Below are 14,476 nucleotides of genomic sequence, written 5' to 3'. Positions count from 1 at the left end.
AAAGGGGATGACAAGTAAAAGAGTTTATGATTATTTGCCCCTGTCACATGAATGGAGGGATGCGAATGTATTACGGGATCTGGGACAGCTAAGGCTGGAACACTTTGACCCGTAGGGGTGGTGTTCTGACGCCATCTTTCTTCGCATGACTTACTTTTTGCTCAACCGGAGCACTCTCCATGTTTCGCTATTTCGAAAACCTCGTTGACCCTTTTGTTGCCTACAAGGAAACCGACACGCCGCCGACGCGGTTGTGGCCATTCATGCTGGATTACTCGCAACCGTTCATGCGGGTGTTCTTCTGGGCTGGTTTAATCTCTGTCGTTGTTGCGGCAGTCGAAGTTGGCCTGATTTACTACATGGGCCGAGTGGTTGACCTGCTGTCGGGCCCTCCGGCCGAGGTCTGGCAGAACCACGGCACCGAATTTATCCTGGTCGCGGCGTTTGTGCTGCTGCTGCGCCCGATGCTGCATGTCGTGGATGTGCTGTTGTTAAACAACACGATCCTGCCGAACTTTGGCACCTTGATCCGCTGGCGTGCCCACAAACACGTTCTGCGCCAATCCGTTGGGTGGTTCGAAAATGACTTTGCCGGTCGGATTGCCAACCGGATCATGCAAACGCCGCCTGCCGCAGGCGAGGCTGTGTTTCAGGTGTTTGACGCCATCTCATTTTCAATAGCCTATCTGATTGGCGCGGCGATCCTGTTGATGGCGGCGGATCCACGGTTGCTGTTGCCGCTTCTGATCTGGTTCGCGCTTTACGCCATTCTGGTGCGCTGGACGGTGAAAAGGGTCGGTCCGGCTTCGCAGGCTGCGTCCGATGCGCGCTCGGCTGTGACGGGTCGGGTGGTGGACAGCTATACCAACATCCATTCGGTCAAGATGTTCGCCCATAACGAACAAGAGTTGGACTATGCCCGCGAAGCCATTGAAGAAACGCGTCGTACCTTTCAGGTCGAAATGCGGATTTTCACCATAATGGATGCGGTACTGGTCGCTCTGAACGGTTTGCTGATCGTCGGCGTGGTTGGTTGGGCCATTTCCCTGTGGATGCAAGGGAGTGCATCTGTGGGTGTCGTTGCGGCGGCGACTGCTTTGACCCTGCGACTGAACGCGATGACTGGATGGATCATGTGGGCGCTGACCAGCTTCTTTCGTCAGCTTGGTGTCGTGGCCGAAGGCATGCAGACCATTGCCCAGCCCGTTGACCTGTTGGATGTTCCGAATGCCAAGTCCTTGCAGCTGAGCAAGGGCCAGATCGACATCCGTGATCTGTCACACCATTACGGTCGCAAGACCGGGGGGCTGGATCACATCAATCTGACCCTCCACCCAGGCGAAAAGATCGGCCTGATCGGGCGGTCGGGTGCGGGAAAATCGACCCTAGTTAAGCTGCTTTTGCGGTTTTACGACGTTGAACAGGGCGCGATCCTGATTGACGATCAAGATATCGCCAGGGTCACGCAGGACAGTTTGCGCAGCCATATCGGTATGGTTCAGCAGGACAGCGCCCTGTTGCATCGGTCGGTGCGTGACAACATCCTCTATGGTCGCCCCGATGCCACTGAAGAACAGATGATCGCCGCCGCCAGACAGGCTGAGGCGCATGAGTTCATCCTTGATCTGCAAGACCCAGAAGGACGCACGGGGTATGATGCGCATGTGGGCGAGCGAGGTGTGAAACTGTCCGGCGGTCAGCGGCAGCGCGTGACGCTGGCGCGGGTGATCCTGAAGAACGCACCCATTTTGCTATTGGACGAGGCGACATCCGCCCTAGATTCCGAGGTCGAAGCGTCAATTCAGGAAACTCTCTACGGTATGATGCAAGGAAAAACCGTGATCGCCATTGCCCACCGGCTGAGCACCATTGCGCAGATGGATCGTATTCTGGTCATGGATGGTGGTCGGATCGTTGAACAGGGCGGGCATTCCGAATTGTTGGCGCAAGGTGGGCTTTACGCCCAGTTCTGGGCACGGCAATCTGGGGGCTTCCTGAACCCGGAGGCCGCTGAATGAGGATTGCCGACCTCATAAACCCGTTCAAGAACATCGAAACGCCCCCGCCGCAAACGCTGGGGGCGTTCATTCGCTGGTGTCTGTCTGGCGCATGGCCAATGATCTTCGTCGCAGCGTTTTTCTCGGCTACTGCGGGTGCGATGGAGGCGGGCACAGCGTGGATGCTGGGCCTGGTCATTGACGCAGCAACCACAAGCGGGCCTGGGAACTTTCTGACCGCCAACAACGTCTGGATGATCCTTGGGGTCGTTGCATTTTTTATGCTACTGCGCCCGGCCCTGTTCGGGCTTTCGTCGCTGACCAACAACTATATCGTCATGCCCAATATCACGCCGTTGGTTCTGGCCAAGCTGAACCGATGGACGTTGGGCCAGTCGGTCACATATTTCGACGACGATTTTGCCGGGCGGATCGCGCAAAAGCAGATGCAAACATCCAACGCGATGGCGTCGGTGGTGTCCGAGACGATCAGTGCGATCGTGTTTGCCTTGGCCTCGCTGGCGGGCTCATTGCTTTTGTTAGGGTCTATTCATCCGCTGGTTATGTTGCCATTTGCGGCTTGGCTGGTTGTGTATTTCCTGCTTGTCCGTTGGTATCTGCCGCGCATCCGTAAACGCTCAGCGGCGCGGGCAGGCGCTCGCGCGATGGTGTCCGGGCAAGTTGTCGACACGATCACCAATATCAAGACCGTTAAACTGTTCGCTCATTCGGAATTCGAAGATCATGCCGCGCGGAATTCCATGGTTGATCTACGTGAAAAGATGTTGGCGTTCGGAAGTCTGTCGGCCAGTTTCCGCTTTATCTTGATGCTGTTGGCCGGGGTTCTGCCGGTTTTGCTGATAGGTGCAACGCTGTGGCTGTGGCAAGCGGGGTCTGCGACAGCCGGTGACATTGTGGCTGCAGGTGCCATTTCCATCCGCATTGCCCAGATGACCGGCTGGGTCAGTTTCACCCTCATGGGTCTTTACGCCAACGTGGGTGAGATCGAGAACGGCATGAATACGCTGGCCAAGCGTGAACGGGTTGAGGATCAAACGGGCGCGGCGGAGTTGTCCGTGCCCGAAGGCCAGATCACATTTGATCATGTAAGTTTTGCCTATGGTCGGGATGTTGGCGGTGTATCAGGCTTGAACATGACCGTGCACCCCGGCGAGAAACTGGGCATTGTCGGCGCTTCGGGGGCAGGGAAATCAACCTTGGTTTCGCTGCTGTTGCGCCTGTACGACGGTGAAAAGGGCACGATCTTGATAGATGGTCAGGACGTATCCGGAGTAACGCAGGACAGCTTGCGCCGTCAGATCGGCATGGTCACGCAGGAAACCGCGATGTTCAATCGGTCGGCGCGGGAGAATATTCTTTACGGCCGCCCTGACGCCTCGGAAGAGGAAATGATCGAGGCGGCCAAAAAGGCCGAGGCGCATGAATTCATCCTCAGCCTTCAGGATGCCCACGGACGCACCGGTTATGAAGCACATCTGGGCGAGCGCGGAGTGAAGCTTAGCGGTGGCCAGCGACAGCGGATTGCGCTGGCGCGCGCCATTTTGAAGGATGCGCCAATATTGGTGCTGGATGAGGCAACCTCGGCGCTGGATTCCGAGGTTGAGGCCTCGATCCAGACGGCGTTGCATCGGGTGATGCAAGGCAAGACGGTTCTGGCTATCGCGCATCGGTTGTCCACACTCAGCGAGATGGACCGGATTATTGTCCTGGACCAAGGGCGTATCGTGGAAACCGGCACACATGACGCGTTGTTGGACCAGGGTGGGCTGTATGCCCGGTTCTGGCATCGTCAGTCAGGCGGGTTCATTCAGGCTGAAGCTGCGGAATAAGGGTTTTGTTGCCGGCCAAGCCCCGGTATCAGGCACCCCATGACGCAAACCTACACTATTACCCGCCTTGGTCATCAGGGCGACGGCATCGCTGATGGCCCCGTTTACGCTCCGCGCACCTTGCCGGGTGAGGTCGTCAGCGGCACGCTGCTGGATCAATTCCTGACGGATATCCGTGTCGAGACGCCCTCGGACCAGCGGGTCAAGGCACCGTGTCGTCACTACAAGTCCTGTGGTGGATGCCAGTTGCAGCACGCCGCAGATGGATTCGTTGCGGATTGGAAGGTCGAGGTGGTGCGCACCGCGCTGGCGGCGCAGGGGTTGGAGGCGTTGATGCGCCCGATCCAGACGTCACCAGAACGGTCCAGGCGTCGCGCGACGATTGCGGTTCGACGGACCAAAAAGGGTACTCTGGCCGGGTTCCATGGCCGTGCGTCAGACACGATCACCGAGATCCCGGATTGCCATTTGCTCGACCCGGCCCTGATCGCGGCCATTCCGGTGGCCGAAGCACTGGCGGTTCTGGGTGGCAGCCGTAAAGGCGTGTTGGCGGTGACGCTAACCTTGTCCGAGGCCGGGCTTGATGTGGCGGTCAAAGGCGGCAAAGCGCTGGACGGCCCGCTTGAGTCGGCTTTGGCACAAGCGACCGAGAAACACGGTCTTGCCCGGCTTAGCTGGGACGGTGAAGTGATTGCCATGCGCCAGCCACCCGTTCAGCGTTTTGGTCAGGCAAGTGTTGTTCCGCCGCCCGGCGCGTTTCTACAGGCGACAAAAGACGGAGAACAGGCTCTATTAAAGGCGGTTTCTGAAGCTGTGGGTGGTTCCAAACGCATTGTGGATCTGTTTGCCGGCAGCGGCACATTCTCTTTGCCCCTGGCAGAGGAGGCCGAGGTTCACGCCGTCGAGGGCGAAGCAGCGATGACGCAAGCGCTGGATCAAGGATGGCGTAGGGCGCAGGGCCTCAAACGGATAACGACCGAAGCACGAGACCTGTTTCGGCGACCGCTGATGCCGGATGAGCTAAAGTCTTTTGATGCTGTGGTGATCGACCCGCCACGCGCCGGGGCCGAGGCGCAAGTGACCGAACTGGCGCAGGCACTGCGCCCGGTGATTGCTTATGTGTCCTGCAACCCGGTGACCTTCGCCCGCGATGCGAAAATTCTTGTTAATGCGGGCTACACCCTTGAATGGGTACAGGTTGTTGACCAATTTCGATGGTCGTCACACACCGAACTTGCGGCACGGTTCACCCTGAACCCTTAAGACTTACAGGAGACTACCCGAATGGGGATCACCCAACGCCTGCTGACCCTTGTCGAAGCACCAGCTTTCGGGAAGTTCATTACCGGTGTCATAATCTTCAACGCCGTGCTGCTGGGGATGGAGACATCACCCACCCTTATGGAAGTTGCAGGTCCATTGATCGTAACACTGGACAGCCTTTGCCTGACCATTTTCGTTGTTGAAATTGCGATTAAACTGCTGGCTACAGGGCGCAGGTTTTTCACCAACGGCTGGAATGTCTTTGATTTTGTGATTGTCGGCATCGCTCTTGTACCGGGTGGGTCCGGCCTTTCGGTGCTGCGGGCATTGCGGATTTTGCGGGTGCTGCGCGTTATCTCGGTCGCGCCACGCCTGCGCCGCGTGGTTGAGGGTTTTATTTCGGCCTTGCCCGGCATGGCCAGCGTGTTCCTTCTTATGGCGATCCTGTTTTACATCGGTGCGGTGATTTCAACCAAACTGTTCTCGCAGACTTTCCCGGACTGGTTCGGCGATCTGGGCCTTTCAGCCTATACGCTGTTCCAGATCATGACGCTGGAAAGCTGGTCCATGGGGATCGTGCGCCCGGTAATGGAGATCTATCCTTACGCCTGGCTGTTCTTTGTGCCATTCATCATGGTGACCACTTTTGCGGTGGTAAACCTGCTGGTTGGCCTGATCGTGAATTCGATGCAAGACGCGCACCATGCCGAGGACGAAGTCAAAACCGATGCCTATCGTGACGAAGTGCTGGAGCGGCTTGAAAGCATCGAACGTCGCCTGACAGAGCAGCAAAACATCAAAAAGTGATTTCAGTTTTCACATTTTCTGGCATAATACAGAAAAAAAGAGCAGCAGGCAGTGAACATGGATCGTCGAGCATTTGGATTGGGTGCAATGGCAACGCTGAGCCTCTCAGCTTGTGCCTCGGCCAACCCCAGAATTCTAACTTACAACGGACCCGAAGTGACCTCTCTGGTCATCAACAAGGGCTCGCGGAAACTATATCTTCTGCACAATGATAAGATCCTGAAAGAATACAGGGTTGATCTTGGATTTGCGCCCAACGGCACCAAAGCAAAGCGCGGTGACGGGCGTACACCGGAAGGCAGCTACCTGATTGATCGGCACAATCCCAACAGCCGCTATCATCTGTCGCTGGGGATCTCGTACCCGAATTCTGAAGATGTTGCGAAAGCGAAGGCTATGGGTGTCGATCCGGGCGGCGATATCTTTATCCACGGACAACCGAACCGTCGCAAAGAGCGTAAGCGCGCCAAAAAGACGTCGGATTGGACTGCAGGTTGCATCGCTGTCAAGAATGACGAGATCGAAGAGATCTATTCAATGGTAAACCGGGGAACGCTGATTACTCTGCGTCCCTAATCGGTTTCCAGGGCTCAAATCCGAACTGCATATAGTCACGCTGGTAGGTCTGGGCGGCCAGCGTTTCCAGTTTGTCGTCATAAATCTCGGCCAGGGTGAACGGGGTATCCGGTTCACTGAGTTCGGGTAAAGGCGGTGTGCTGTGCCCCATCCGGCGCGCCAGGTCGGGCAGGGCTGTCGTGACCTCATCCTCCCTCAGGATCAGGTCGGGCAATGCGAAGGACGCCATCCCCTCAAGGGCCTGCGACTGACTGCACCATGCCGCATCCACGCGTATGGCGGTCTGTTGGGCAAGGTTTTGACGCAGGAATGTCAGGAACGCCGAAAACGCCTCGTAATGCTGCTCAACCGGGTAATTGCCATCGCGCAATTGTCCGGGGATCGGAATTTTTAGCCGGTTGCGCAGGACGTGTCGGATTTTCGGATAGGCGCCGGAACCTGTGTTGAGGATATGTCTGCAAAAGGCCCGATGCGCGCGCGCCAATGGGTGTTGCAGTACGGCGAACTTTCGATGCCCGGGATTGGAAAGAAACCACTGACGCGTCTGTTTCCTGTTCTGATTGGTCAGCAATTGTTCAACATCAACATGGTCCAGCGCGGCCATCCACCTTGCTACCGGACTTTCAATTCCCCCGCGGATGGGCATGTACATCAGCGGCGTCTTTGGTGCAGCAACGTAATTCGCCACCAATGGACGTCGGCGCGGTTCGAAATTCGGAGTGCTGTGCAGGTTGAAGCTGTCGATTTGTGACAACGCCTGCTCCATCTCATCGGGGTTCGTCACTTTCGCCAGCGCCGGCTCGGGGTTTTGCGGTTTGAGTGTTTCGTCGATCGCCGACAGCCTGCCGGACACACCCAGCCAGGCGGCAAGACCATTCAACAGGTGCACCTGATTCAGGTCTTCATAAGCAATGTAAAATGGGGTCTGGCCGCTTTGCTGCAAACGCTGCGACAGCATCAGGTGATATTCATGCTGCCGGTTCAGGTATTTCATGAACGCTTCGGCATCGAACTCAACCTGTGCTTCGCGACGACGCTTGATGTTTTTCAGCTGCCACTGCTTGGTTTCGCGCGCAATCTTCAACGAGATGAAGCTGTCCAGAGGGTTTCGGGTCAGAATGATCTTGGCGCAGCGCGGATCGCCCAAAACTGGCTCTAACACACGTGGATCATGTCCCTGAAAAAGGCGAAACCCGTTCAGTTCCCCTGGTGCCTGCCGGATTGCCTCAAGCAATGTGGAAGGGTCACGATCCCGCTCTTCCACCGAGATGCCCAGCAGGGTGTCGGATTTCAGACGCCCGATGAAATGGGGATTGAACGCCTCGCCGTGGCTGGTGACTCCTTCGATGGCGTTCAGGTTCGCCTCAAGCAGGTTGGAACCGGTCCGCATGGCTGCAAGAATGATAAAATAGTCAAATTGGGGCGTCATTTATCTTTACTGCACCAGATAGGGTTTTCGATATGGCCGGACCCGGTCTGCAAAGCTGTCGTCCGGTGGGAAATCGCCCATCAGATAAGGGTGCATGCCCTGGTTCTTCAGGTTTTGCAGGAACTGGCCAAACCCGGACAGATCCACCATTTTTGGCGCTTCGGTCAGGTGGCTGGTTTGGGTGGTTCCGGTATCCTCGACCGCGGTCTGTAAAGGCTCGACCGGAGATTCAACGAATTCTGCCAGTGTCCACCTGCGAACCCGCGCCTTGGTCCAGACAGAAGACAGGATTTCCAGTTGTTTGGTTTCGATCTGCTGCAGCCGGGCGGCCTCGGCGCGGATATCGGCAAAGTTCAGGTTTGATCTAAACAGCGGGATTGCCCAGGCCCCGGTTATGACGGAAATCAGCGCATTCTTGTCCCGAGCCAAGAGCCAGTTGATCTCTTGCGTGTCAGCGGGGCCGAACTGAAAACACTGTTTTTCGCCACGCGTGTTCCAGATCAGGTTCGAAAGGAAAGCCGTTGGGTTGTAATCCCGCAGCTTTGCGCAATCGCTGAGGCCGCCGTTGACGATGGTTTCTCCGCCGGCGAATTCAGCGCGCTTCGGGTCAAACAGATGACCGTGGACGCGCGCGCCAGTGATGTTGCTCAACCAGGGTTCAAAATCTTCGAACACTTCGGAAAAGCCCTGAAAAACCGAATACGGAGAGGACGTCAGCCCGTTTTCGTTGCCGTGCCGTGGAAACCGGCTTTGCATGTACAACCCGTCACGCCCACGTGTGCGCCGTTCGACCGCTTTGGAAAACACCCGGTCAATTTTGCTTGGGTTGGGCTCTGTGGGTTTCATGGCGCCGGCCTGATCGGTCAGAAAAGCCTGATACAGTCGATCCGCGTTGGGCCAGGCTTTGCGGGCAACAAAGCAGTCGGACCTGCGCAGTAGCTGCAAGTGGTCGTCATAGAAAATATGCGGACGACCCTGATAGTCGAATTTGGATAGGGTCAGAGACCGGCTTTCGATATGGGTGGAATACAGGCGCGCCAGCGTCTGGAAGTAGCTTTCGTCAGGTATCCAGACGCGCCGGAAATACCGATCATAGGTCTCGCGTTTTGGATCCTGCAATATGGCCGACAGGGTTTGGCGGGTCAGACACCACCACTGGCTACCCATATGCGGAACCAGCCCTTCGGGTATGTAGCGTCGAATGCGCAATGCGCGTTGCAGTTTCACATAGGCGTCAAACAGTTTGCGGTTCTTGCGCCACGAGAAGGGAAATCTCAGGGTAAAGCGTTCTTGGTCCAAGCCCCCCATAGTCCAGCTCACATCAGAGGTTGTGGCGCTTTCGATGAAATCCACGCGCGGCCTGTCCGAGAGGTAATTGACCAGTTCATCCACTGGCCGCAACGGAAGGCAGGACCCCGAAGTCAGGAAAACATGGCGGACATCGGGAAATGTCTCAAGCATCAGTGCGGCGGCAGATTGCGAAGCGGCAACGATGCCCCACCCACCCCAGTTGCAGACATGACGGTCAGAAAACCGGATCAGCGGGTCATTCGCACAGGCGGCAACGAATTCCGCATAGACCTTGTTTGGCACCTTGCGATCCACATGGATCACCACCGGGCACCCAGAGGCTGTCCAGTGGCGGGCCACTTGCCCGGCCCGGTTCAGCGCGGTGTGAACCAGCATAATGATGCCCAGATTGCTCATGCCCAGTTTCCTTTTGACATGAGGCCCAGAATCTCAAGCTGTCGCCAGTTGATGTAGGCTTCGGATTTGTCGCACCAGAACTCGGGCATGTCCGCCAGATGTTCGGCGTAGGCGCGATATTCGTCAGAGCTGCGGTAATGCTGGCCGCGCTCCATCTCTTCCTGGGCCTTCTCGCCCAATGTGCTGATAAGTTTGGCGTGCAACAACGCACCGCTTGTTTTTTCACCACCCCATTCATCAAATACCTGATTCAATCCGCGTGGCAACAACGCATGGGTCGAGCTGACATAGACATAGCGCTTGTCCCATTTCACCAATGGAATCTTGTTTAGCGCAGGCGCTTTTTTCGGCGTGTCCTTAAAGAATACCCGCGCGCGGGGTCCGCCTTGAATCCAGAGATTTCCGTAGGTCGGGTTTTTTGTGATCGTATAATTGCCTGCATCAAACCATTTGGCGATTTCGAACGGGTTTTGCCCCTCGGAATAGATGGCGCCTTCGACCGGCCCTTCGGGATACATGTCGATCAGCATTGCGCTGAAGCTGCGCACGGCGCAGCCGTCCAGCCAGTCGGTCAGGGCACGGATCGGCCGGGTATCGCAGAACGGGTAGATAAAGAACTCGTCCGGGTCGACGGTCAGAACCCAGTGGCGGTGTGCATATTTGCGCAACAGATAGTTTGTCCAGTCCACTCCAAACGACGCACGCTTATAGCTTGCATCGGCTCGCCAGACCGACACGTCGGGTTGACCCGCCAGATATTCAAGTGACCCGTCATTGCTGGCGTTATCAACGAACAGAAAATGGTTGATGCCCAGCTGCCGGTAGTAGGTCAGAAAATACGGCAGGCGAATTTTCTCATTCCGGATGACGCTGACTAGCAGGACGTCTTTCCGTGCTATCGAATTTGTATTTACGGAAACGGGAACAAGGTCGCGCCGCTTTCGAAGGCAACGCAATATACGGCGCTTGCGCCGCAATCTCATTCGGTATGAATCCAATAGGCCCACGCGACTGCCCAACCTTTGTTATTTACGCGAGCGTGCCCGGAGGCTGTACAAGCCAGAGTGGTGCCGGACAATTGCCGTTTTATGCCATTTTTCCATCTTTCGAAGCAACGACTTTAAAAACCGTTAGTTCGAGTTGTGACTTTACCAGTCGATTGTTCCCATCAAACCCAGTTGCTGCAAAGATTCCCAACCGTCGTATGGCTTGGACTCTGGCGTCCACATGACCGGGCGATCCACTACGCCGTCATAGTAATCTGCAAACTGCTCGGGATCGTGAAAGTGTTGCCGGCGCTCTTTCTCGATCTTTGATTTTTCCACAACTTCGGGCAGGAATTTGGTGTGCAACAATACACCGGAAGGCGCTGTGTTGCCGGGCCCTCCGTAACTGGCGTTCAGAAGGCGTGGCAATGCGGAATGGCACGAATTCACATAGGCGTAGCGCCGCGACCACCGGACCAACGGGATTTTGTTAAGCGTCGGGGATCGGCGTGGGGCGTCGGCAAAGAACATACGCTCGCGCGCGCCGCCCTGCACCCAAAGGTTGCCCAGCGGGCTTTGCCGTTGTGCCCGGTAGGGGGCGGCATCAAACCAACTCACCACCTCGGTCGGGTCGGTTTCAGGATCATAGCCTTGTTCCCCCAGCGGGCCTTTGGGGTATAGATCCAGCATCAGCGCGCCAAACGCCACCCGTCCCTTATCATCCAGCCAGTCAGTCAGATCGCGCAGAGGCCGGGCGTCATAATCGGGGTAAATCAACAACTCATCCGCGTCGACCATCAGGGTCCAGTGGTTGTGCCCATAGCGCATTTGCAACCAAGTCAGCCAATCCAGCCCATAGCGCGACGTGCGATAGCTGTCCCGGGTCTGCCACAACGATACGTCCGGCTGTTCCTTGAGAAAGGGTACCGAGCCATCGTCGCTGTCGTTGTCGACGATCAGAAAGTGATCAACCCCCAATGCACGATAATGGCGCAGGAACCAGGGCAGGCGGGTGATTTCATTGCGCAGCGTGGTGAAGGCCAGAATGCCACCGGGATTGATGTTCGCCGTGCGGTCGTTCAGGCAAGACAATTGATGGCGGCTGCGAAAGGACCGCCACAACAACCGCTGCCGTTTTAGCCGCAACTTGTACATTTGCACCCATGAGATGGGCGGAAGCGTATCTTCCCCTGTACCAGTCACAATAGGCTCATTTTTCGTAATGGCCGTTCTGATGCCAGCGCCACGCATCGGCAATCATCGTCTCTAATGTGGACCTTTTGGGCGACCAGCCAAGTTCCTCGCCAGCGCGCACAGAACCAGAAACCAACTTTGTGCAATCCCCAGCCCGGCGCGGTCCGATTGCATAGGGTACGTCGCGGTTGGTGACGGCGTTGGAGTGGCTGATCACCTCCATCACCGAAAACCCCGATCCGGTGCCCAGGTTGAAGACGCGGCTGTCTTTGCCTTGTTCCAACCAGTTCAATCCCAAAACGTGGGCATCGACCAGATCGCAAACATGTACATAATCGCGGATGCAGGTGCCGTCTGGTGTGTCGTAGTCGGTCCCGAAAACAGTCAATCCGTCGCGCTTGCCGTCGATGGCGTCCAGCATCAGTGGCACAAGGTGGGTTTCCGGGCGGTGGAACTCACCCACTTCGCCATCAGGGTCGGCACCGGCCACGTTGAAATACCGGAAGATCACGTGGTTCAGCCCGTGCGCGGCCTCGAAATCGCGCAGGATATCTTCGATGGCACGTTTTGAGGCACCGTATGCGTTCAGCGGGAGTTGCGGCGTATCTTCGTCCAGCACCACATTGTCATGCTCGCCATAGGTGGCGCAGGTGGACGAGAATACAAAGTTCTCACATCCGGCGGCCACGGCGGCTTCGATCAAATTTAGTGAACCGGTCACGTTGTTGGACCAGTATTTGCCAGGCTCGGACATGGCCTCACCCACTTGGCTGAGGGCGGCAAAATGCATCACGGCCAAGGGTTCGTATTTGGCGAAAACCTCATCCAGCCGGGCACGATCCAACAGATCGCCCTGTTCGAACGGGCCAAACTTCACCGCGTCCTGCCAGCCGGTGACCAGATTGTCGAAGGTTACAGGCGTATAACCAGCCTGAGAAAGCGCCTTACAGGCATGAGATCCAATGTACCCGGCGCCGCCAGTGACAAGAATGTTTTTCATATTCGTTCCAAATTGTGGTGCCACGCCCGGTTAGATGACGTCTTGACAGGAGTTCAGGTGAAAATGGGTCAATCCAACCCCATAGCGGCCATCATCTCTTCGAGCTTCGGCACATCTTGCGGATTGTTCAATTCCCAGAATTGGCGGCCCTTGGCCTCAACCTCAACGCACAGAACCTTGCGACCGTTTTCCATGAAGCGCAGCTGTTCCAGCCCTTCCAATTGCTCCAAGGGTCCCACTGGCCAGGTTGGATAGGCTGACAGCGCATCGGGACGATAGGCGTAGACGCCGACATGGTGAAACACCGGCGTCGGTTTGGTGCCGGCAAAAGTTTCGGCGGTAAAAGGCACGACCTCTTTCGAGAAATACATTGCGCTGTGATCAGTCGCAAATACGGCTGTTGTGCCGCCGACCCGGCCGTTTTCACGATCGTTCAGCAGGCTGTTCAAAGCATCTCCGTCACAACGCAGAACCGGCGTGGCGACACCTGCCTCGGGTGCGGCGCGCAGACCGGCGATCAGGTCTTCGACAAACCAATGTGGTGTCAGTGGTGCATCCCCTTGCAGGTTCACCACGATCTCATAGCCCGCGCCCAAAGCTGTATGGGCCTCGGCGCAGCGCTCGGTGCCATTGCCGCAGGTCTCGGATGTCATCACCACCTCGGCCCCGAACCCTTCGGCCACGTCGCGGATGCGGTCGTCGTCGGTGGCGACAACAACCTTGTCCACGCCCGATACGGAACAGGCGGCGCGCCAGGATCGTTCGATCAGGGTCATCGCATTGCCGCTTGCCCCGGTCAGCGGAACCAGCGGCTTGCCGGGGTAGCGGGTCGAGGCATAGCGGGCGGGGATGGCAATCAATACGGACATCAGGCCTCCTTCAAGTCAACGCCCGGAGCGTAGGCGATAAAGAACGGGTTTGCATAGCCGTCCTTGCCATAGGTCAATGACGAGTGATCATCGAAACGAACAACCTTGCCGCCCGCGCCAGCCAACACGGCATGACCTGCGGCGGTGTCCCATTCCATTGTGCGGCCAACGCGGGGATACAAATCCGCTTCTCCGGTAGCGACCAGACAGAACTTCAGGGACGAGCCTGCGCTTTTGCTGTCCTTGACCTGATATTTGTTGATGTAATCCTCGGTCGCCTGATCGCGGTGCGATTTTGACGCGACGATCAAAAGTGCCGAATTGTCCGGTTCAGACACCGAAATCGGGGTCACGTCGCCGGCCTGCGCTTTGTTCAGCGCGCCGGTTTCCTCAACTGATTGACCGTCTGCTTGCGTGTAGAACATGCGCCCCTTGGCCGGTGCATACACAACGCCGCGGGTTGGCACTCCGTTTTCGACCAGTGCGATGTTCACCGTGAAATCACCGCGTCGGTTGATGAATTCCTTGGTGCCGTCCAGCGGATCGACGATCAGAAATGTGTCGCCTTTTTCGGAATGGGAGGCGGCCTGTTCTTCGGTCACCAGCAGAATATCCGGGAATGCCGCGCGCAAGCCCGCCGAGATCAGGGCATCGGCTGCCTCATCCGCCTCGGTCACCGGGCTGGCGTCGGATTTGACTTTGACGTCGAAATCATCCGCCTCGTAAATCTGCATGATCGTGTCCCCGGCTTCCAGCGCCAGACGTCTGATTACGGGAATAAGGGCGTCGTAGGTCACA

At 56.9% G+C, this 14,476-nt stretch carries 12 protein-coding genes; 5 read left to right on the top strand and 7 right to left on the bottom strand.

Annotated elements, in window-relative coordinates; genetic code table 11:
- Positions 1–179: 179 nt before the first annotated feature.
- Genes AC2FLA_RS06515 through AC2FLA_RS06495 form a run of 5 tightly spaced genes read left to right on the top strand, consistent with a single transcriptional unit; the run spans position 180 to position 6,493 of the window.
- Complete coding sequence (locus AC2FLA_RS06515; protein ID WP_496721335.1) at positions 180–2,018, top strand: ABC transporter ATP-binding protein; 1,839 nt, start codon at positions 180–182, stop codon at positions 2,016–2,018.
- Positions 2,015–3,847 (top strand): ABC transporter ATP-binding protein, encoded by a 1,833-nt coding sequence (locus AC2FLA_RS06510; RefSeq protein WP_496721334.1) that lies wholly within the window; start codon positions 2,015–2,017, stop codon positions 3,845–3,847. The genes AC2FLA_RS06515 and AC2FLA_RS06510 overlap by 4 nt, the downstream gene beginning before the upstream one ends.
- Positions 3,848–3,886: 39 nt before the next feature.
- On the top strand, positions 3,887–5,110 hold the full coding sequence (locus AC2FLA_RS06505) for a class I SAM-dependent RNA methyltransferase (RefSeq protein WP_496721333.1): 1,224 nt from the start codon (positions 3,887–3,889) through the stop codon (positions 5,108–5,110).
- Between the two features lie 21 nt (positions 5,111–5,131).
- Positions 5,132–5,917, top strand: a complete 786-nt coding sequence (locus tag AC2FLA_RS06500) for an ion transporter (protein ID WP_496721332.1) — start codon at positions 5,132–5,134, stop codon at positions 5,915–5,917.
- Positions 5,918–5,974: 57 nt separating this feature from the next.
- Positions 5,975–6,493, top strand: a complete 519-nt coding sequence (locus AC2FLA_RS06495) for a L,D-transpeptidase family protein (RefSeq protein ID WP_058275258.1) — start codon at positions 5,975–5,977, stop codon at positions 6,491–6,493.
- Here the strand turns inward: AC2FLA_RS06495 and AC2FLA_RS06490 are convergent.
- From AC2FLA_RS06490 to cysQ, 7 genes are all read right to left on the bottom strand, one after another.
- Entirely contained in the window at positions 6,477–7,922 is a 1,446-nt protein-coding gene (locus tag AC2FLA_RS06490; RefSeq protein WP_496721331.1) for a nodulation protein NodH, read from the bottom strand. The two genes, AC2FLA_RS06495 and AC2FLA_RS06490, sit on opposite strands and share 17 nt — an antisense overlap.
- A 6-nt stretch (positions 7,923–7,928) precedes the next feature.
- Positions 7,929–9,629 carry a DUF5927 domain-containing protein gene (locus tag AC2FLA_RS06485; protein ID WP_496721330.1) on the bottom strand — a complete coding sequence of 567 codons (1,701 nt, stop codon included), beginning with the start codon at positions 9,627–9,629 and terminating at the stop codon, positions 7,929–7,931.
- Positions 9,626–10,612, bottom strand: coding sequence for a glycosyltransferase family 2 protein (locus tag AC2FLA_RS06480; protein ID WP_496721329.1), 987 nt, complete (start codon positions 10,610–10,612; stop codon positions 9,626–9,628). Before AC2FLA_RS06480 ends, AC2FLA_RS06485 begins: the two co-directional genes overlap by 4 nt.
- Positions 10,613–10,777: 165 nt before the next feature.
- Positions 10,778–11,818 carry a glycosyltransferase family 2 protein gene (locus AC2FLA_RS06475; RefSeq protein WP_496721328.1) on the bottom strand — a complete coding sequence of 347 codons (1,041 nt, stop codon included), beginning with the start codon at positions 11,816–11,818 and terminating at the stop codon, positions 10,778–10,780.
- 7 nt (positions 11,819–11,825) lie between these two features.
- Positions 11,826–12,809: a UDP-glucose 4-epimerase GalE gene (gene galE / locus AC2FLA_RS06470; protein WP_496721327.1), complete on the bottom strand. Its 984-nt coding sequence runs from the start codon at positions 12,807–12,809 to the stop codon at positions 11,826–11,828.
- A 68-nt stretch (positions 12,810–12,877) separates the two neighbouring features.
- Positions 12,878–13,678 (bottom strand): 3-deoxy-manno-octulosonate cytidylyltransferase, encoded by an 801-nt coding sequence (locus tag AC2FLA_RS06465; RefSeq protein WP_496721326.1) that lies wholly within the window; start codon positions 13,676–13,678, stop codon positions 12,878–12,880.
- Entirely contained in the window at positions 13,678–14,475 is a 798-nt protein-coding gene (cysQ, locus tag AC2FLA_RS06460; RefSeq protein ID WP_496721325.1) for a 3'(2'),5'-bisphosphate nucleotidase CysQ, read from the bottom strand. The genes AC2FLA_RS06465 and cysQ overlap by 1 nt, the downstream gene beginning before the upstream one ends.
- Position 14,476 lies beyond the last annotated feature (1 nt).

This window comes from Ruegeria sp. CDSA033 (assembly GCF_059612305.1).
This window is presented reverse-complemented; position numbering and strand designations above follow the sequence as displayed.